Here is a 20,456-nt window from a genome sequence, read left to right as displayed (position 1 = left end):
ATATATAACCTATTTTTGCCCGCATAATTAGAGAGGTGGCCGAGTGGTCGAAGGCGCACGCCTGGAAAGTGTGTATACTCCACAAGGGTATCGAGGGTTCGAATCCCTTCCTCTCTGCTTTAAAAGTCTGCATTAAGCTTATTTATAGCTAATTGCGGGCTTTTTTATTTAAAATTAGTCAACATATAGTCAACGTTCTGTTATATACGTATGAACGGCAGCAAATAGAATTATATCGCGATTGCTTAAATATTATGATACAATGTGTTTGCTTAAGTATTATTGTGTTAAATCCCCGTAGTTGGATATGTCTTTATGGGAATGTCAAACTATTAATGTATATATTGTTGTATAGGGTATCTCACACATGCCGGAGGCAATATAAAAAAGTTCAAAACTCTTTTGCAGTTTTGTTCTAAATTGACCCACCTAGTCAAATTATTGTCATTTTCCTTTTTGAGGTGGAGGCGTGTATTTCAATACAGTATATAACGCAGGTGCGTTATATATTTTTTTTTGTATTTTTTTTTGTGTGGAAGGATAGTAAGAAATGACAAGAAATAACTTATTCTGTATGATAATAGATATTTAGGATGGGATATTTTTATAATAATGTAAGATTATTTGTATTATTGTAAATGTAAATATATGTCTATGAGTGGTCAGGAAAATAAAGAAGTTTCCGGAGTAATACAGGATTCCGGATTTATTGGAAAAATAAAAAGTTATATTAAATTCGTCAGTGAACATATAACGATTATTCTCTTAATTCCAACCTTGTTAGGTGGACTATGGCAGGTTGTCTCATTAGGAACTACGTCTATTTCATATATAAGGTTTTTTTCAATTAGCCAACTTCTTTCCGATGGTATTATATTAATGATTTGGCTTTGTTTGTGGGGTATGTTCATATACATAGGCTACAGATTCTTCAAAAAAAATGATAACCAAGAGAAGATAGAACAGAGTTCGGAAAAAACGAGAGGGGAAAGAATTGCTACTACTATTGGCTATCTTGGTTTGTGTGGTGGTATAGTGCTTTTCTTAATTAAGTTAGACAGGTTTATGTACCATGACTTAGACTTTGTTAAAGTTGTAATGATCCCAATCATTATTGCAATTGTCATAACTTTTATGCTTTTTTTCTCTTCCGCTCTAATGGCAATATTCAATTTAAAAGCTGAAGACATTCATGCCAGTAAGTTGCTTAAATTCAGCACGAGTGTATTATCCATTTTAACTACACTATATGTCTTATATGCTTTCTTTAATGTGTTATCTAACTTTAATAAGGCGTTTGTACTGCCTCAGAACATTGAAAATGCTCATAACTTGTTGGAAAGTATGAAAGAAGAAGATTCTACTTGCATATATCGTATCGCCTATCTAAATGACCTCTATGTTTTTGTTAATGTTGAGCGCAAGGAAGATACGACTGTTCAGGCGGTAAAAATTATTAAGACAGATGTTTTTTTTGAAACTAAGAGCTATAGGGAAGCTGGCGATGTTGCAAAGTTTAAGGTTCAACTCGATAGTATGAGGGCTAAATGGAAACAAATGGATAGTATTACGGATGTTAAAGTTGAAGCTTATATAAAGAGTTTAGACTCTGTAAGAAAATAGCAGTTAGAAATAGAAATCTCCTGCCATAGCAGCTTTTATATTATCATAGACTGGTATGGGTGAGAATTAAGCGATTACTTTTAGTTGCTGACTTCAGCTTCTTTTTGTTTTAGGAGGCTTAGAAAGGTCTCTTTAAATGTCAGATGCTGTTCATAATTTCCTTTCATGGCTTAAAGTCTACTTTATTTAATTCTCCAGGCTGTGTTAGAACTTTAAGGCTACCTTCAAGTATGAGGTAAGTTTTAACAGATTCTATAATCTCTTTTGAACCATTCCTCAAAACTTTCTCAACGCTGGCAATCACCTTCTGTAGAGTAGCACCGAATCATAAAGGATTCAGGCTCTTTTCATAAAGAGATTGGAACTCATCAGTATACTCATCTAAAATAAGTAGGTTTGTTATGTTTCTTTCGGTAAAAAGATTTTTTCTAATAATGTCATTTGTGTAGCTTTATTAGGTTCTTAAATTCATACTTGGTCTGATAGGTGTGTTCTAACTCCACAGAGTATGCATATTTGTTGGCAGTGCAGACACTTAAAAGAATGTCCTTTGCGTTGGTTGCCGAACATTTGAACGTTTCGAAAGAATCCTGCCAATGTCCATCATGCGTGTACGGCATTTCTAATTCATACGGCTGTAGCAGTACGTTTGTCATAGTTTCAATTCGCCCAGCATCCTTACCTGAAATGGCATATAAAATCTCCCAATCATTGAATCCTGCATACCTTGTCCTGTTGAGGGATTCTGCACGTACTTCTATGGCTTTAGTGAAGCCAACTTTTATAATCTGTCCAGTAACCGATCCAGCAATATAAACCATCCCTTCGGAGTCGTGTCTTGTCTGAAATGCTAAGCGAGTAGTATCACACTGGCAACAATGCCCAGTTCTTGTTCGCAGGGTATGTCCGGCTACTTTACAGGCGGAAACGTTGAAGGTTACTCCCTTATTCAATTGTTTCATGATTGGGCGGTACTGAGCCTGATTCATGCCTGTACCGTCAAAAACGTATCGGGGATGAATCTTGTGTTTCTTTAGGAACTCAACTTGCTCCGGAGATAGACCTTCTTGATACTTTGGTTGATCATTCATGTCTTACTGCTTTTGGTAAGTCTCTTTCAAATTTCCTTCTCCACTGATGTTTGTACTCCATTTTAAGGAGGTTGCCGACAGGTCGGTAACAGTTAGGTAGTAGGTTTCCTTTCCTGCATCTGAATCGTCCCATGATATAGTAACGTTGTTGCCATCTTTTGTCCAGTCACCCTTCTCAACAGCATCCACTGTGCAAGCACTGCTACCGAGGTAGTACGTGAACTCGACACGACCATTGTCGGTAAACTTCACAGTATTCTTTTGTTGGCAGTTACTTAGGGTGAAATCTTGATTGTTTAACGAGCTGGCTTGCAATCGCCATGCGCCTAAGATAGAATCGTTTTGTACAGGGGAGACACTGTCATCACCTGAGCAGGCCAGTAGGGTTACGGCAGCAAAAGCCGTTAAGAAAAATTGTTTCATGGGTTAAAGAAATCACCCAGTCCCTAAGTGAAGTTTATATAAACAAAAGAAGCGTGGGACTAACTAACTTTATTCGTTCACAAGGCACTGGTATACCCATACTCCAAACAAAGCAGTAGCCCACGCCTTTGAAGGCGTAGACACTGAACTTTGTTCTTGGAGTATCTTTAAAATTACCAGTTTCTGTGATACAAGAACATAGCTAACGCTACTATAATATTTTATTCAACTTTTAAATACTATATTTCATTTTTATCAATTACATTCTAAATATGGCACTAATGCATTATGTATCCTATATCTTTTTGAATTTAGCTTTTGAGCTAGCAACTTTATCTTTTTGAAGTTGTCAACATCATATTCATATTCAAAAGTATTATCTTTTATCTCTCTTCCTAAAATAGTTAGATCAACTAAGTGATCAACAAATCTTTCTATGTCTTCATCTGTTTGTACAGGAATCCCTGAATTAATCATTGCTGACACTATTTCATCCTGTGCTATAACTTGATTGCTGCCGACAAGTTCATAAAGAAAATCTTCCATTTGTTTACTTGCAATATTGTTCTCTACAAGTAGAGCCTTAAATACCCAACTTGAATAATCCTTATATGCTTGTACAACATCACTTTTTTGCATCATTTCATGACCTCGTGATACTGCGGTGTCCTTACAGCTTTTAAAGAAATATATAAGGTCTCTAGGGCGGGGGAAAATACACTGTTTAATGTATTGCCTGATCTCAATTCCGTCAATACTATCTACTAAGAATTTAGAATACAAATCGCTTTTGGAATATTTGCCGAAACACAACTCTACAAATCTTTCTTCTATGATTCTAAATAGTATCTCTTCATCTTCCCACTTAAGTCTTGAAACTTCGATTTTGTCGGGTTCCCGTGCAAAGGTAATTATATGTTTGAAAATATCGCTTCTCAAAAAAATTGTTAGATGGAAAGAGATGTTTGTATGGACTGATTTGATATGTGACAATTCCTGGTAAATTCTTCCGGAAACCCCCAGTAGTCCAAGAATATATGTACTCAAAAGATTAATACGAGCATCTTTTTTCCACGATTTGTCCAAATTGTCTATTAGGACGATAAGTTTGTGATTCTTAGGGATGAGTACTCCGAAGAATTCCTTCATTTCATTGAAAATTCCTAGATGAAGTATTTCCGAAACTTTTAGTCTAAAGTCATTATTATTTCCGGTGCCAATTTTTGATATCTCTGCTTCCTTAAGTTTTTTCATTTGTTCTTCTAACCGAGTAGAGAAGTCGGTTAGAAACATACTAGAATTTGCTTCGATAAATGAAAGAAATTTATCTTCCTCGTCGGATATTGCGTAAAGAGGTTTCTGTTTTACAGTGTCATAAAGGAACTTTGCAATTTGGGTGTATATTAAAAATTTCCATACTGTTTCTATAAGGAAGCCCTTCTCAAATTCACTATTTGAAGCCTCCATTAATTCTACTAACCCATCCACCTCAAAATTTATTGGCTTAATAAGCACCACATAATTTCTCTTATCTTGAATTAAATCTTCATACAGGTAATATAGAGTTGCAGTTTTTCCTGATCCTTTTCTCCCAACAACGATGTTGTACTCATTCTTTATCAATTGTCTTGTGTGTGCAGTATCAACATAATAATTATAAAGTTTATTACTTTCATGCTCAGCGATTGCTTCCCCAAAATCAATGCTTTGTAATTCACTTATTTTTTTCTTTGTATCAGTACGTTCCTTCTCTCGTATGAGCAGTGTGGCAATGTCTTTTTGTAAGGACTCTAAAAAATCTACTAGTTGACTTGAACACTCAGCCCGATTACTAAATTTTTTAAGGAGATCTTTATAGTCTAATGGAGAATCATAGGGTTTCTCTGCAATCAATTGTGTTCTCAAGTCCAATCCAACTGCCATTCCGGCTACTAATGCTGATTTAGAGTTATGTATTTCATAACCTCTTCTCGACGTTGAGGAGAATTGTATTAATACCGCAGGAACTGAGTATAATTGCTGTATATACCAGCTCAAAGGGAGGATGACATTTTCGCTCGAATCATCAACTACTTTTGGAAATTTAAAATATTCAACCTGATTAATAATTTCCAAATTGTAATTAGTTTCAACTTGACTATTGATAATTAAGATTGCCTTTGAATCTTTGTTTTTAACGACGGTTTTAGTTAGATCAACCCAAATATTACCTATTGGGTCATATGGTTTCTCCTTATAAAAGGCTTTTACTATATCGTGTGTATTTGTATAGCTAGAATAACCAACAGTTGTAAGTAAATTAAGTTCCTTAAATCTTCTGATCGATTCTTCATGAGATACATCATTGATTATAAAAATTGGTTTCTTCTTAGCTAACGCATATCCTAACTCAAACAAAACATTGTCATTCATACCTGTTAGATCACAACAGAAAAAATATGCTTTATCAATAGCTTTTAGAACCTCAGATATAATAAACTTTCCAGAGACCTGTAGTTCTTTCCAAGAAGAGATATGTACTTCACCACCTTCGTTAATTTGTAAGATTGCTTCTTCAATACACTCACCACTAGAGTGGTATTCTGATCCATACGCGAAAAATCCTGATTCAGCCATACGATAAATTTAAGAATCGAATTTAAGAAATTAAAATTGAATCAGTTAAGAATCAAGATAAAACTTAAATAAAATTCTTATTAATATTAAACAGCGATCAATTCTTAAAATTATAGCTTTCTCAGACCATGTTATAGTTGGTTTGCCTAAGAGGTCAGAGAAGAAAATGATTAAGATTTTAAATAAAAAATATTATCTTCTGAATAGATAATTTTAACTTGCCGACTTAAATAAATAGTTTGAAATGACGCATGATCAAATAAAGGAACTCGAGAAAGAATTATGGGATGCTGCTGACTCCTTAAGGGCTAACAGTAAGCTTACGGCAGCTGAATATAAAGATCCTGTGTTAGGATTAGTTCTGCTACGATTTGCCCAAAACAAATATGAGGAGGCTAAACCTATTGTCGAGAGTAGAATTCCTGATAACCCAAGGGGTAAGAGATCAGCAACAAAAGAGGATTTCCTGGGTGCCGGAGCTATCATGCTGCCGGAGGTGGCACAATATGAATACCTGGCAAATCTACCGGAAGGTGCTGATATAGCAGATGCAATTAACAATGCAATGAAGACTATAGAGGCTGAATATCCCGACCTTGAGGGTAACCTGCCTAAAAACTATCAGGAGTTTGAAAAAGACCTTCTGAGAGAGCTAATACGTGTCTTTAATAAAGATGCTGTGCGTAAAGCTACAGGGGATGTTTTTGGTAGGATTTATGAGTACTTCCTGATGAAATTTTCGATGCAGGGAGCAGGTGCCCAGGAGGGTGGTGAATTCTTCACGCCTCCAAGTTTGGTGCAGCTTATAGTTAACTTTATTGAACCTGATCATGGTATTATACATGATCCGGCATGTGGTTCCGGAGGTATGTTTGTGCAGACCGGATACTTTGTAAAAGATCATACGAATAAAGAAATAAACGAAGCAATTACTTGCTACGGTACTGAACAAAAAACCAATAATACAAGACTGGCTAAGATCAACTTAGCAATACATGGTATCGAAGGGAAAATTAGAGAGGCTAATAGCTTTTATAGTGATCCTCATGACCTTTATGAGAGGTGTGATTTTGTCATGGCTAATCCTCCCTTCAATGTTAGTAAGGTCGACAAGGGCAAAGACTTTGTAAAGAATGACCGAAGGCTACCCTTTGGGCTGCCAAAGAGTGACAATGCAAACTATATGTGGATGCAGTATTTCTATAGCTATCTTAATGCTACAGGACGTGCAGGATTTGTTATGGCAAGTTCAGCAACAGATGCTGGTCATAGCGAGAAGTTAATACGCAAAAAGCTTATTGAAAGTGGAGTTGTAGATTGTATAGTGTCTGTCAGTAACAATTTCTTTTATACTCGCTCACTACCCTGCCATGTTTGGTTTTACGATAAGGGTAAAAAGCCTGAGAACAATGAAAAGATATTAATGATTGATGCTAGGAACATTTTTAGAAAAGTGACAACAACCATCAATGATTTTAGTGAAGATCAATTAGAAGGTCTTACTGCAATCATGAAACTTTATAGAGGGGATGTTCCTGAAGTAAGCCCAGATAATAAATGGTTTAGAGAACTATTCCCTTCAGGTCAATATACAGATATTGAAGGACTATGTAGAATTGTTACCGTTGATCAAGTAGCTGAAAATGATTATAGCCTCACGCCTGGCAGGTATGTTGGAGTAACGATTGTTGAGAATGAGGATGTAAATTATAAATTACGTTTGAAAGAGATAAGTATTGAACTTGATATTTTAAATCAAGAAGCTCAATTTCTAAGCCAGGAAATATCTACCAATTTGAATAAGCTAATATGAGAGAATGGAAAAATGTCGAGCTTGGATCTATTATAGATACTCTGAAAGGAAACGCTTTTAAGAGTTCAAATTATGTGGACATCGGCGTGCCAATCGTTCGAGTTTCCGATTTCACTGACAATTCGATTTCTAGTGAAAGCTTAAAATATATTGATTCTGAATATGCAAAACTTTATAAGAAACACGAACTCCTTCATTGGGACATCATAATACAAACAGTTGGGTCTTGGCAACATAATCCTGCATCAATAGTGGGAAAGGTCGTAAGAGTGCCTAAAGAGCTACAGTATGCTCTTTTAAATCAGAATGCAGTAAAGATAATTCCAAAGGAAATCCACCCTAGATTCTTATATTATAGGTTGAAGAATGATGACTTTAAATTTTATCTTCTCGGGCGGGCCCAGGGTGCTGCAAATCAAGCGAGCATCACACTCAACACTATAAGAAATTTTAATTTTTTGATCCCGGAGTTAACAGAACAAGGAAAAATAGCAAGTATACTTTCCTCTTACGACGATCTAATTGATAATAATCTTCAACGTGTTAAGCTATTAGATGAAAGTGTACGAACAATCTATCATGAATGGTTTGTGAAGTTTAAAATATTTGAACAGCACTTAGAGATTAACGAAAATACGGGCTTGCCCAAGTTCTGGGAGAAGATTTCATGTGCTGATGCAGTAGAAGTGTTTAGTGGGGGAACCCCTAAAACGACAATTTCAGATTACTGGCATGACGAAATTCAGTTTTTTACACCTAAAGATGCGAGTCCCTACGCTTATACAAATGGGACAGAAAAAAAAATTTCGAAACTTGGACTACAGAAATGTAACTCAAAATTGTATCCCACAAATACTATCTTTGTAACAGCCCGTGGAACCGTCGGAAAATTGAATATGGCTCTAGAGCCAATGGCAATGAATCAGTCATGTTATGCTCTACAAGGGAAGCATGGTATAAGCCAAGTCTTCTTATACTGTAGTTTATTGGATACAATTGATCACATTAAAAGTGCTGCAAATGGAGGCGTATTTGATACTATTGTAGTAGATACGTTTAAATACTTGTCTTTCATCAGGCCCAGTGAGGATATAATTGACTTATTTACAGCTCATGTAGAACCGATGTTTGAGATGATCAGATACTTGATAATTCAAAATCAAAAGTTAAGAGAGGCTCGTGATATTTTATTGCCAAGATTAATGAGTGGGGAGATAAATGTTGAGGATGTTCCGGAGGAGAAGTTAGAGAGAGTTGTTAAAGAGGAAGTGTGTAACTAATAATGCGGTATGGGAAGAACTGATTTTAAGGAGGAGTTTTATAAGTACCTAACAGGTAAACGAAATAGTAACAAAGATCATGAATCTTTATACAATTTTGAAGCTGATAGGAGTAAGTTCGATAGGATAATTAATAGAATTTCGGGGTACTTTGGCTATGACATATGGCAGGTTGAATCGGATCTATCTAATGTAGATGACTTGACTAGATACGTCATGGAGGATTTTGAAGAGTTGAAAGCCAGTAATGAATCTTATATCACATTTAATAAAAATACTGAGAATGGTATTCCAAACTCTATAATAAATAAGCACTACCCCGCTTTTTTACAGAGTTTAAAACATCTGCCTATGACTTTTGATGAACTTGTAACTAACCTAAGAGAGAACCAAAGTATTCATTTTAGAGTATTACCTCATAAACCTGGAACAAGATGGGTTTGGATTAGAAACAACTCAAATCCTAGCTTTATCGGTAATAATGAAGCTCATTATGAGGTTATAATGAGGTATAGAAGAGTTTATGTTGAATTGCACTTCGAGGGTTCTCAAAAGCAGAAAGATATATTTTATCAAAATTTGCAATTGCCAAAAGATTTAAACTGGATTGATTGGCAAAACTCCAAAAGTATTAGCTATGTAGATAACTATTCTTTAAATGACCCTAAAATTGTAGAAAATATTGTGAAAGCATTAGATTACATGGAAGAAGTCCTGGGAAATGATGTAAGAGATTTAATTTATAATCATCCGACGGATACGTTTCAAAGTGATAATAGATCTAATTTGAATAGCTCATTGAATCAAATCTTATACGGACCTCCGGGTACCGGGAAGACTTTCAACACAATTAATAGGGCACTGGAGATTACTGGTGGAAAACTGGAGGCGATAGAAAGACCTGAAGTTAAGAAGATGTTTGATGAAAAGTTAGAGCAGGGACAGATTGTGTTTACTACCTTTCATCAAAACATGAGCTATGAGGATTTCATTGAAGGCATAAAGCCGAAGGAGGTAAACGGGGGGGTAATCTATCGTACAGAGGAAGGAATTTTTAAGATTATAGCAAGAAAGGCTTTTAATAATATCCTTTCTAAGAATGCAGTTGTTCCTGCGCTTACATTCGATACTCTCCACCAAGAATTTCTGAAAGAGATTGAACCTTGTAAAGGAACAGAAGATTATATTTTCTCCACATTACAAGGAAGTAAACTTAAATATGTTGATCTAAAAGGATCAAGTATTAAAGTAAAGTTCAGGTACACAAATGCTAAGAGCAAGGTTGCAGCAACCGAGGAATTTACCATTACTAAGGATAAATTAAAACAGCTATTTGAGGCAGGGGTTGATCCTGATAATGTAAAGACATTAAGAGAAACATTTCGTCCTTTTTTTAAGCATAATCTATCTGTTTATTATGCTGTCTATAAAAAGTTTTATGACTTTGCTAAAGAACATTATGATGCAGAGGAAATAGAAGATATAAGTAACGATAGATCTTTCGTAGAACTAAAAGAGGACTGGGATAATATTGAAAAAGTACAGCAGGATGAACTGTTGTTAAAAGCAGATAATTTTGTGATTATCATTGATGAAATAAATAGAGGAAATGTTTCAAAAATATTTGGGGAGCTTATAACTCTGATAGAAGAAAGTAAGCGATTAGGAAAGCCGGAGGCAATTACAGCAAAACTTCCGTATAGTAAAGATGAGTTTAGTGTTCCTCCTAATCTCCATATTATTGGAACAATGAACACAGCAGATCGTAGCGTTGAAGCATTAGATACAGCGTTGAGGCGAAGGTTTGATTTTGAAGAGTTTCCGCCACAACCGGAGTTGCTAAATGGATATGCAAGAGCATTTGGTCATGAGGTAAAGGAGATTTTGATAAAGCTAAACAAGCGTATTGAAGTACTACTTAATAAAGATAACCTAATAGGGCACTCCTTCTTTATGGTTGATGAGAAAGATCAAAACAATGGCGAGGTACTGGAGAAAAAAGTGGTAAATGCTTTTCATAAAAATATCATACCATTGCTCCAGGAGTATTTCTACGGAGATTATAACAAGATTGGATTAGTTCTTGGTTCAAAATTTGTCTCTAAAAAAGATGTTGAAAAAGCAGCTACTCTTTTTGCCAGTGATAAAGAATTTGGAGGTAGTGACTACATTGGAGATAATTTTATCTACTGCATTGAAGATATAAGTAAAGATGATTTTGATTTCCAGAAAGCTATTGATGTATTGATGGATAAGGTTTCAACTGTAACAACTGATGAAGCCTAAAAGCCAAATAACCATATATGAACATGGTACCCTAGTTTTAGGTGAACACTATGATGGAATAGAATTTGAAAAGAGACATCTCGAAGCCTTAGAGAAATTCTTTGGAGACGGAACTCATAGGTCTAATCAATTTCTAAATCTAACAGTTAAATCTAAGTTTACTAAGGATAGGGTATTCTCTTTTTATAGCCTGATACGAAATGGTGTGAAGTTTTGCCATTTTGTTGGTGTGCTACAATTGGACGATCTTATTATTGAAGTACTCCCAAAGGCAGACAAAGGGTGGGGAGGTAGTGTTAAGGAGGAGCAGTCAAACTGGCGTTCTGTGCTCGTAAAGATGTTGCAGACCGTGCGAGCGTTTGATGTTCAGGCTACGAGTTTTAGTGCTCTTAAATTAGCCCCCAATAGCTTCCTGGATGTTTATTACGAGCTGTTTGTTGCTGAGGTAGAAGCTCTGCTGCATGCGGGATTGATAAAGCGTTATAGGGAGATTGAAGAAAATAGAAAAGCATTGAGTGGTAATCTTATTTTCTCCAAACAAATACAGCAAAACTTGGTTCATAAGGAACGTTTCTATGTTCATACAACTGAATATGATACTCAGCACCAGCTCCATGTGATACTTTATAAGGCTCTAAAGGTACTTCAACATAACAACAACATTAAGCTCCTTAGTAGTAGGGTCAATAGGCTTTTACTCAGTTTTCCGGAGCTAAAAGATATCAATGTATACAGTAGCACATTTGACAAGATTGTTTTTAACAGGAAGTCGCAATCATATCAGACAGCTCTTCTAATTGCTAAAATGATATTGCTAAATTTTCATCCGGATGTGTCCCGTGGCAAGGATGACGTGGTTACTATTATGTTTAATATGAACGCACTTTGGGAACAATTTGTATATTACAGCATTAAATCTAATCCAAGCTTTAAAGTCGAGGATCAGAAGAAGACTGATTTTTGGAGTACAGATGGTGTCTGCCATTCCTATTTCAAGGCAGACGTTCATATTCAGTATGAGAAAAAGAATTATGTGTTAGATACTAAATGGAAAAATATTGAGGATGGGTACCCCTCAAATGAAGACCTCCGGCAGATGTTTGCCTACCTGCATTACTATAATGCTCCAAAAACTGCCTTAGTTTATCCAGGGAAACCGGGAGTAAAAAAAGGTAAATACATTGAGAGAACTCATGATCTTAGAGGTATTGAAGAAAAGACAGAGGAGTGTGCAGTCATTAAAATACCTGTTGAGAAAAATATTAGAGAATGGCAGGAAAGGATAAATATTGATATAGAGACTTGGATTAAAAATTAGATAAGTATGAGCTACGAATACTCTGAAGACGGACTTATAGAAAGTGCTACCGTTGAGGTTCTTGAAGACTTGGGATGGGAGATCAAGACAGCCTGGAGAAAAGAAACTTTTGGGGAGGATGGTCTGTTAGGTCGTGAGAACAAATCTGAAGTTATTCTAAGGCGATATCTGTTAGCTGCATTAACAAAGTTTAATCCAGGGTTACCGTATACGGCATATCAACAAGCAATTGAACAACTTGAGCAAAGAAGTGCTGATAAATCGAGAGAAACTGTCAATAAAGAAAAGTATGAGTTGCTAAAGGAAGGTGTTCCTGTAAGTTTTACGAATGTTGATGGTTCTTTAGAAAAGAAGCGATTAAAGGTTTTTAATTTTGATCAATATGCTGAAAACCATTTTTTAGCAGTTCGTCAGCTTGAAGTTGTAGGAGAGCTATACAGTCGCAGGCCGGATGTAATAGGATTTGTAAATGGCATTCCATTGATTTTCTTTGAACTTAAGGCTCATCATACTGATTTACGAAATGCATACTCAGATAATATTACCGATTATAAGGATACAATACCACATGCTTTCCACTGCAATGCATTCATTGTGCTAAGTAATGGAACAGATGCCAAGGTAGGGACGATTACAAGCCCTTACAAGTACTTTTTAGATTGGAAACGTATAACGGAGGAAGAGGAAGGAATCGTTAGCTTAGACGCGATGCTACGAGGTACATGTGCAATCAACAATGTCATGGATATCTTTGAAAACTTCTTGCTGTTTGATGACAGTGGAGGCGATGTTGTAAAGATCATGGCGAAGAATCACCAATTTATTGGGGTTAACAAAGTTATTGACAAAGCAAACAGCATAGAGCAGCTTAAAGGGAAGCTAGGGGTGTTTTGGCATACTCAAGGCAGTGGTAAGTCCTATTCAATGGTTTTTATTAGCCAAAAGATTCATAGGAAGTTTGGTGGGGCATATACCTTTTTAATTGTAGTGGACAGGAGTGAACTTGAGCGACAGCTATACGATACATACACCGGAGTAGGAGCAGTTTCAGGTAAAGAAGTTGTGGCAAAGAGTAGAGACCATTTAAGGGAGTTGCTGAAGGTCAATCACCGTTATGTTTTTACCCTTATTCATAAGTTCTCTATCGATCCTAAAAAGGAAAGTGAATATCCTTTAATCACAGACCGACAGAATATTATTGTGATATCCGATGAAGCACATAGGACACAGTCAGGGACATTCGCCAGAAATATGCGTTTCCAGGGTATACCTAATGCTTCATACCTAGGCTTTACCGGAACACCAATTATAAAGGAAGAGGAGGAGCTTACCAAGAACATCTTTGGAGAGTATGTATCCGTTTATGATTTTAAACGTGCTATCGAAGATGGAGCAACACTTCCCCTCCGGTACCTCAATAAAGGTGAAAAATTAGGTCTAGAAAATCCGGCTATTGACGATCAGATGGCTGAGGTGCTAGAAGATGAAAATATCGATGAAGATCAAAGAAGTAAGTTATCATACTTGTTTCAGAAAAATTATCCAATTCTTACTGCTAAGTCACGGTTAGAGTCGATTGCTAAAGATATTGTTTGGCATTTTAACGAAAGAGGTTATCAGGGTAAAGCTATGCTTGTAGCTCTTGATAAACCTACTGCTGTCACAATGTACGATATGATTATGAGGCATTGGGATTCGTACATCGAAGAGCTTAAGCTAAGGATATCGAAGGCTGCTGACATTGAAGAGCAGCAGGACTTAAAACGTAAGCTGATAAAGGTACAGGAGACCGAGGTTTGTGTAATTGTCAGCCCGGAGCAAAATGAAGTTGAGAAGTTTAGAAAGATGAAATTGGAAATCGCTCCTCATCGAAAAAAGATGGTGGAAAGGGATCTTGAGAAAGAATTTAAGGATGAGGAAAATCCTTTCCGCTTTGCTATCGTTTGTGCGATGTGGATCACAGGGTTTGATGCTCCTTGCATCTCCACGGTGTACCTTGATAAACCCATTAAAGGACATACGCTGATGCAGACTATAGCAAGAGCTAACAGAGTCTACGATGATGAGAAAGAGAATGGACTAATAGTTGATTATGGCAACGTTTATACCCAACTTGAGAAGGCTTATTCAATATATGGAGAGGGAGGAAATGGGAATGGTAAAAAGGGAGAGAAAGACAAGGGAATCGAACGGCCATTCGAATTACTAGAAGGTTTAGCTGAGGAACTCGCTAAGACTATTAAAATAACTAAGGATTACCTCATGCAACTTGGTTTCGACCTAGCAGATCTGAGCAAAGTTAATGCTACTCCTATGGGTAAGATTGCAAGTGTGAAGAAAGCTTCAGATTGTATTTGCCTAAATGAAACTACAAGAATTCAATTTGAGGTTTATGCCAGGGATGTATTTAGGAAATACCATGCATTGTATCCTGAGGAACAGGTAAAAAAATATATTAGACAGTTTAATGCTATTGAAGCAATATATCAGCAGCTAAATCAGAAAACGAAATCAGCAGATGTGACATCAATAATCATGGAGCTGCAACGAATTGTAAACGATAGCATCACTGTTACTCAAGTATCCGAGCCTGAAGATATATATGTGGATCTTTCAACTTTAGATTTTGAAAAGTTAAAAGCTGCTTTCAACAAGGTAAAGAAAAAGAATACCATGCTATATGATTTGCAACAGGCTGTTGAAAATCAACTCGAGCAAATGCTGAAGGAAAATCCGACTAGGGTTACATTCTATGATCGTTATCAGGAAATCATTAATGAATATAACAAAGGTAAAAGCCTTGAAGATACCGTAAAGGCATTTGATAATCTTAGCAATTTCATTCGTGATCTTACTTTTGAAGATGCAAGGGCTTACCGTGAGCAACTTGATCAGGAATCACTGGCTATATTCGATCTTTTACGCAATGATAAAACCTTAAGCACTCCGGAGCTAAAAGAGGTGAAGAAAGTAGCTGTTGAGGTGTTAGCACGACTAAAGGCGGAGAAGCTAAAAGTTGACCGTTGGAGGGAGAGCAGGCAAATTAGGGCTCAGGTAAAGACTATTATCTATGATAGCCTACAGTGGCTTCCTCAAGAGACTTATTCTGACCAGGAGGTAGGAGAGAGGACAGCGAATGTGTACCAGCATATTTACACAAATTACCCCGGAGGATCTGTGAATTTATATAGTAGAATGTAATTTTTAAAAAAAATAAAGTTCATGCTGATACAGCATGAACTTTATTTTTGCAAGCAGTATTATAGTTTGCATTTTAGGTTTGACTATACGGGAATAGCATCTGTGAGTCCTTGCAAAGTATAGTACTTAGCCTCAAGTTTCCCAATCAGCATTTTCTTTGTTGAATCCAGTCGGTACTTTCTGATAAGACTGGCGAACTTTCTAATTAGTTTATCCCTTGTAAGGGGATGCTTAGTTTCGGCAGCATCTATCCAATAGTTAGGGTTAGTGAACTGGGTAAGGCGTGCTACGTCTCTCTTTAATATATTTTGCCTGTTGTAGAAGCTATCCACTATCACAAGTTTATCAAATTGCTTCATGAGGAATTCGAAAAGATTTTGAAGTACTGAAGTACTCTTGAGGTCTTCGAGGGTCTGGACACCTAAGGATTCAAGTTTTCTCTTCATTGTGAATTTTACTTCAACTCTGAGTATATGCTTATCCTGTCCGTACTGTTTGGATTTGTTATAGATCTTGATACTATAATCGGTTTTAATAAACTCCTTATAATCGCCCTCCCCTCTAAACTTTAAGTCCTTACTATGGTTTTTGAAATTACTCATCAATAGCCGATGGTCTATAATTATTTGAGGGTCTTCATCAAGTGGGATATTCAAGCCAAATTCCAAGTTTGTTATAGAAGTCATTTCAGGGGAGATTCCAAAAGTATTGGTGATCTCATCTGTAGCAAACCGGATGTCACGTATATCAAAGTCATTATAGTTATGTTCCTCGTCGTCAAGGAACATGTTGATGAGCTTGTGCAGGCTCCCTTGAAAGAAAGCCTGCTGCTCGGTTATCCGGACGTTCATGTTATAGAATTTTCCAGTCTTTGGATAATCTGCCACCTCGGAGGTTATAGGGCTGTAGAGGGTGTTTAAATCAATAATTGCATTTTTGCAAAGATTTTCTTCGAAATTCTTAAAGTCCTTAATGAAGAATTTAATGTTATCTACCATTCGACATGCTTTCTTACTAATAGAGCTGCCTCCAAGTCTTCTGCCTTAATGTAGACCCTATTGCCGATTCCAAAAGATTCGATTTTACCTTGTTTCAACCAGTTGTTTAATGTACTGAGACTAATCTTAAGCCTATTGGCTGCCTCTTTTTTTGTCCAAAGTTCTTGCTCGTACGCTGGCTTTATGTAAGCAACAATACTATTTAAAACTTCTTTTACTCCATCGACAATCATTGTCTTTAATTCTTCAGGGGTTACCTGAACCATTTGCACTGTTCCCATAGGTTTGCATGTTTAAGTTATTACTGATGCAAAATTCTATGGGGGAATACAGGGGGAATCCCACGAAATGAAAAAGCTAACCTTAGTTGGTTAGCTTTACTCCTAATTTTTGTAGTTTGTCTTTAATTGCCTTTACTTTCTTTGGATCTCTCAAAGGATTGTTTTTACTTTCGGGATGGTCTATTCCAGTTAAGTAACTCTTTAAAGTTGTTCCGTCGACTCCTGTAAATCCCGACAGGACAGAGGATAATGCTGTTTCTGAAATGTTATCGGTCTTCTTCTTGATGAATTCGATAACCCCTAAAATCTCCAAATAAGCAACACGCTCAATTTTACTATTGTCACTATAGTCTGGACTGTATAAGGTAGGGGAGATCTCTACTATATCCTTTTTTTTATAAGTGTATTGAGGTTTGCCGGAGTCATTGATAGATGCTAAAACAGTGTAACTTGTCTTGGCTACTTCTGTATCAAGAAATTCTCTTGTCCTTATTATTGAATGCTGAATGGACTTCACTACGTTTGGAAGTGTGAGGTCAAATACTGGCAGTGCAAGATTTTCGTACTCCGATAGAAAAAAGTCAATATCTAATGTGTCAGGATTACTAACCAAATAGTTTCTTTTTCTACGATGGAAGTCCTCTTGATATATATGAACGGGGCATCCCGTAAAGTATTCCTTTTCTTTGATGAGATCAGTGTATTCTTGTGCGAAAGTATTAGAAAGTAGCATATCCCATCTCTCGCCAGTCAATGGATCTTCTATAGTGTCTTCTAAGTCCATGTCGGAAAGTTGTTCGTAATATTCGTCAGGGAATGTCAGCATAAACTCTTTGTATCTTTGATAAAGTATAGCTGTTTTAACAAATTGTTCAGGGATCATAAAATTGTTCTAAGGTGTTAAGTTGTTTACGAAGGTTGATTTTTCTTGGTTTTTTTTGCTGGGGTCGACTGTGACAAATTTTCCCATATAGCTGCAAGTTGTAACGCATAATCCACAGGCTTTTTACCGATGTACACTAAGAACATCTTTTCGGTAGTATGCCCAGTTACGCTCATTAACAATGGTGTTGGGTATTGTTGTTGACTGTAAAAGTTTGTTGCAAAACTACGACGGCAAATATGAGAGGATACTAATAAATGCTTGGCGTATGTACCTGTGCCATACACTCCGGAGTCAGGATCTTTGAGGTTGCCAATTGTAGGGGAGTCAATCTTCGCCTCTTTGCAAACATCTTTAATGTATAAATTAAACATAGCACTATTGCTGTCCGGAGTATTTGCAAAGACTGGAGGGAATTCTCCGTTACGTTTATCAAGTATCTGCTGAACCTCCATGTGAATTGGAATTTGTACTGTGCTACCTGTTTTTTGTTGTTTTAAGGTTATTAGATTGAAACGACCAATTTTAGTGATCATTCTTTTGTTCATTCTCAAAAGATCACCAACTCTTTGTCCAGTGTAGCATCCGATTATAAGCCAATCTCGTGCTATTTCATGCTTAGGGTTTGATAGCTTTGCTTCCTTGATGGTGCCTATTTCGTCAAATGAGAGTGTTACGATAGGGGCTGCAACTGTGTATCCACGAAAATCTGCAATTTGATGGCTTATCTCATATCCGTTCCTTCGAGCATCAAGTATTATAGTCTTGACAAAACTTATATATCTTCCAGCAGTATTGCTGCTTATATTTTCAACATCGATAAGGTATCTAATGAATTCATTCCTGAAATTGATTCCAACATCCTTCAGAAGGTATCGTTTCTCGTTATAGTCTTCAAAGCCCTTAAGCTTATCTACTATAGTCTGATATTTACCTATAGTATCTGCTTTTACGGAGCCAGAGGATGACTTCATTGCTGCAATGTATGCATCGCCATATACGGTGAGAAAGTCCTTTTGTTCAGGCTCTGTTCTGTCATGAAAACTCTCGATTACATTTGCAAGCCAAATCCCATCTATCTTGAGACCTTTAGCATTGTCATTATTGTATTGGGCTATAATGTGGGCTGATAATGTGCCCAGATCGCTTTTTAAGTTTTTTTGAGTAACTGATCTTTCTTTTGGGAAGCCAGTGGTACTGCTCCAAGCTTTGGAGTCTATTATGTAGCCTGTCTTTCGTTTTGGTGTAGCTCCCCTGCCGAGTGAGAGTCTTACATATATAGGAGCTGTTGCAGTGGTGCTTTGAAGCAGGAACTTTATAGTAGCCATGTTGAGTATATTTCATGGCAAATATAATAATAGTTGCTAAAAATTAGTCAACATATAGTCAACATTAATTGTATATAGCTATACATAGATGTATAATGTTGTGTATAGAATACTTGCTAATCCCTTTGTATATAAAGATTTTGCTGTTTAATATTGAGTAAAAGAAAATAAGCATGTGTAGTTATTCGAGAGCCTTCCTCTCTGCAAAAGAAAATCAATGCTCCTGGATAAGGGAGCATTTTTTGTTTAAGCGCTTAATGTGTTTGGGCTGGCCCCAGGTAACACTTCATGTTTTGTGTTTTAATATTGTTTGCTGTTATTTTATTTTGATAACTATTTTGCCTTTGGCCCGGCCACTCTCCACATACTGTATTGCATCGTTAGTCTGTTCAAAAGTAAATACTTTATCTATTATCGGTTTAAGGGTGTTAGCTTCAATCAGTTTGGTAATTTCCTGTAGCTGGTTTCCATCAGCTTTCATAAAAAGGAAAAAATAATCAATAAGGTTTTTTTTAGCTTTACTCCTAATACTAAAACTAAGTAATGATAAAATTGCTTTCAGATACCATGGTAATCCTATTTCAGCAGCGAATTCTGGTGTGGGCGGACCTGAAATAGAAATAGCATGGCCACCGGATTTCAGGATTTTAAGTGATTTTTCGAGTGTTTTGGTATCCTGGCTATTAAGTACTACATCATAATCTTTAAGAACGTTTTCAAAATCCTGAGTTTTATAATCAATCAATACATCAGCGCCCAGGCTTTTAAGTAGTTCAAAGCTTTTTTTACTGGCAGTTGTAGCAACGGTTGCGCCTAAATATTTTGCCAGCTGGATGGCTATAGTGCCTACGCCACCAGAACCTGCCTGGATAAATATTTTCTGGCCTTTTTTTAAATTGGCCCTTTTAGCCAGTGCCTGCCATGCGGTAAGTGCTACTAGCGGAATGGAAGCGGCTTCTTCCATACTCAGGTTTTTAGGTTTAAAAGCTACATCCTTTTCATTTATGGCAATGTATTGGGCAAAAGTGCCTATATGGTGGTCTGGTGTGCGTGAATATACCTCGTCGCCAATTTTAAATTTTTTGACATTCTTACCTGCTTTGGTAACTACACCGGCCACATCATGCCCTAGGATTAAAGGCATTTTATAGGAGAGTATCAGTTTAAATTCTCCTGTTTTAATTTTTGAATCCAAAAGGTTAACCCCTGCCGCATGAATTTCTACCAAAACTTCATTTTCGCCCACTTTTGGAGTAGCAACATCTGCAAGTTGCAGGTCGCCTTTGGTATACTTATTTATTGTAAATGCTTTCAT

At 36.6% G+C, this 20,456-nt stretch carries 13 protein-coding genes, 1 tRNA gene and 1 pseudogene; 7 read left to right on the top strand and 8 right to left on the bottom strand.

What is annotated here, in order from left to right; genetic code table 11:
• Window positions 1-29: 29 nt before the first annotated feature.
• Window positions 30-117: transfer RNA gene (locus ALW18_08635), tRNA-Ser, on the top strand.
• Window positions 118-654: 537 nt separating this feature from the next.
• Window positions 655-1,623 (top strand): hypothetical protein, encoded by a 969-nt coding sequence (locus ALW18_08630; protein ID AOE52565.1) that lies wholly within the window; start codon window positions 655-657, stop codon window positions 1,621-1,623.
• A gap of 437 nt (window positions 1,624-2,060) precedes the next feature.
• On the opposite strand, the pseudogene ALW18_08625 reads toward ALW18_08630, so the two are convergent.
• From ALW18_08625 to ALW18_08615, 3 genes and pseudogenes are all read right to left on the bottom strand, one after another.
• Window positions 2,061-2,558, bottom strand: a pseudogene (locus ALW18_08625) (hypothetical protein).
• Window positions 2,559-2,717: 159 nt separating this feature from the next.
• Window positions 2,718-3,137 (bottom strand): hypothetical protein, encoded by a 420-nt coding sequence (locus ALW18_08620; GenBank protein ID AOE52564.1) that lies wholly within the window; start codon window positions 3,135-3,137, stop codon window positions 2,718-2,720.
• Between the two features lie 255 nt (window positions 3,138-3,392).
• Window positions 3,393-5,753: a hypothetical protein gene (locus ALW18_08615; GenBank protein AOE52563.1), complete on the bottom strand. Its 2,361-nt coding sequence runs from the start codon at window positions 5,751-5,753 to the stop codon at window positions 3,393-3,395.
• Between the two features lie 244 nt (window positions 5,754-5,997).
• Here ALW18_08615 and ALW18_08610 point away from each other — a divergent pair, with 244 nt between their 5' ends.
• Genes ALW18_08610 through ALW18_08590 form a run of 5 tightly spaced genes read left to right on the top strand, consistent with a single transcriptional unit; the run spans window position 5,998 to window position 15,651 of the window.
• Window positions 5,998-7,566 (top strand): N-6 DNA methylase, encoded by a 1,569-nt coding sequence (locus ALW18_08610; protein ID AOE52562.1) that lies wholly within the window; start codon window positions 5,998-6,000, stop codon window positions 7,564-7,566.
• Entirely contained in the window at window positions 7,563-8,846 is a 1,284-nt protein-coding gene (locus ALW18_08605) for a hypothetical protein (protein ID AOE52561.1), read from the top strand. Before ALW18_08610 ends, ALW18_08605 begins: the two co-directional genes overlap by 4 nt.
• A 9-nt stretch (window positions 8,847-8,855) precedes the next feature.
• On the top strand, window positions 8,856-11,132 hold the full coding sequence (locus ALW18_08600) for a hypothetical protein (protein AOE52560.1): 2,277 nt from the start codon (window positions 8,856-8,858) through the stop codon (window positions 11,130-11,132).
• The gene (locus ALW18_08595; GenBank protein ID AOE52559.1) at window positions 11,122-12,450 is read left to right on the top strand and encodes a hypothetical protein; all 1,329 of its coding nucleotides are present in this window, start codon (window positions 11,122-11,124) and stop codon (window positions 12,448-12,450) included. The genes ALW18_08600 and ALW18_08595 overlap by 11 nt, the downstream gene beginning before the upstream one ends.
• A gap of 6 nt (window positions 12,451-12,456) precedes the next feature.
• Window positions 12,457-15,651: a deoxyribonuclease HsdR gene (locus tag ALW18_08590; protein ID AOE52558.1), complete on the top strand. Its 3,195-nt coding sequence runs from the start codon at window positions 12,457-12,459 to the stop codon at window positions 15,649-15,651.
• An 83-nt stretch (window positions 15,652-15,734) separates the two neighbouring features.
• Here ALW18_08590 and ALW18_08585 read toward each other — a convergent pair whose 3' ends face one another.
• From ALW18_08585 to ALW18_08565, 5 genes are all read right to left on the bottom strand, one after another.
• Window positions 15,735-16,649 (bottom strand): hypothetical protein, encoded by a 915-nt coding sequence (locus ALW18_08585; GenBank protein ID AOE52557.1) that lies wholly within the window; start codon window positions 16,647-16,649, stop codon window positions 15,735-15,737.
• Window positions 16,643-16,930: a hypothetical protein gene (locus tag ALW18_08580; protein AOE52556.1), complete on the bottom strand. Its 288-nt coding sequence runs from the start codon at window positions 16,928-16,930 to the stop codon at window positions 16,643-16,645. Before ALW18_08580 ends, ALW18_08585 begins: the two co-directional genes overlap by 7 nt.
• An 82-nt stretch (window positions 16,931-17,012) precedes the next feature.
• Window positions 17,013-17,813, bottom strand: coding sequence for a hypothetical protein (locus ALW18_08575; protein ID AOE52555.1), 801 nt, complete (start codon window positions 17,811-17,813; stop codon window positions 17,013-17,015).
• Between the two features lie 26 nt (window positions 17,814-17,839).
• Window positions 17,840-19,141 carry a hypothetical protein gene (locus tag ALW18_08570; protein AOE52554.1) on the bottom strand — a complete coding sequence of 434 codons (1,302 nt, stop codon included), beginning with the start codon at window positions 19,139-19,141 and terminating at the stop codon, window positions 17,840-17,842.
• Between the two features lie 316 nt (window positions 19,142-19,457).
• Entirely contained in the window at window positions 19,458-20,456 is a 999-nt protein-coding gene (locus ALW18_08565) for an NADPH:quinone oxidoreductase (protein ID AOE52553.1), read from the bottom strand.

Origin of the sequence: Flavobacterium psychrophilum, assembly GCA_001708385.1 — a bacterium.
GTDB lineage: Bacteria > Bacteroidota > Bacteroidia > Flavobacteriales > Flavobacteriaceae > Flavobacterium > Flavobacterium psychrophilum_A.
The sequence above is the reverse complement of the archived record's forward strand: the minus strand, read 5'-3'. Positions and strand labels throughout refer to the sequence as shown.

What these genes read in the sequence shown, in the direction of transcription:
- ALW18_08620 (AOE52564.1), bottom strand. Translation starts at nt 3,137, where the DNA reads ATGAAACAATTTTTCTTAACGGCTTTTGCTGCCGTAACCCTACTGGCC.
- ALW18_08565 (AOE52553.1), bottom strand. Translation starts at nt 20,456, where the DNA reads ATGAAAGCATTTACAATAAATAAGTATACCAAAGGCGACCTGCAACTT.
- ALW18_08600 (AOE52560.1), top strand. Translation starts at nt 8,856, where the DNA reads ATGGGAAGAACTGATTTTAAGGAGGAGTTTTATAAGTACCTAACAGGT.
- ALW18_08610 (AOE52562.1), top strand. Translation starts at nt 5,998, where the DNA reads ATGACGCATGATCAAATAAAGGAACTCGAGAAAGAATTATGGGATGCT.
- ALW18_08575 (AOE52555.1), bottom strand. Translation starts at nt 17,813, where the DNA reads ATGATCCCTGAACAATTTGTTAAAACAGCTATACTTTATCAAAGATAC.
- ALW18_08630 (AOE52565.1), top strand. Translation starts at nt 655, where the DNA reads ATGAGTGGTCAGGAAAATAAAGAAGTTTCCGGAGTAATACAGGATTCC.
- ALW18_08590 (AOE52558.1), top strand. Translation starts at nt 12,457, where the DNA reads ATGAGCTACGAATACTCTGAAGACGGACTTATAGAAAGTGCTACCGTT.
- ALW18_08605 (AOE52561.1), top strand. Translation starts at nt 7,563, where the DNA reads ATGAGAGAATGGAAAAATGTCGAGCTTGGATCTATTATAGATACTCTG.
- ALW18_08580 (AOE52556.1), bottom strand. Translation starts at nt 16,930, where the DNA reads ATGGGAACAGTGCAAATGGTTCAGGTAACCCCTGAAGAATTAAAGACA.
- ALW18_08585 (AOE52557.1), bottom strand. Translation starts at nt 16,649, where the DNA reads ATGGTAGATAACATTAAATTCTTCATTAAGGACTTTAAGAATTTCGAA.
- ALW18_08615 (AOE52563.1), bottom strand. Translation starts at nt 5,753, where the DNA reads ATGGCTGAATCAGGATTTTTCGCGTATGGATCAGAATACCACTCTAGT.
- ALW18_08595 (AOE52559.1), top strand. Translation starts at nt 11,122, where the DNA reads ATGAAGCCTAAAAGCCAAATAACCATATATGAACATGGTACCCTAGTT.
- ALW18_08570 (AOE52554.1), bottom strand. Translation starts at nt 19,141, where the DNA reads ATGGCTACTATAAAGTTCCTGCTTCAAAGCACCACTGCAACAGCTCCT.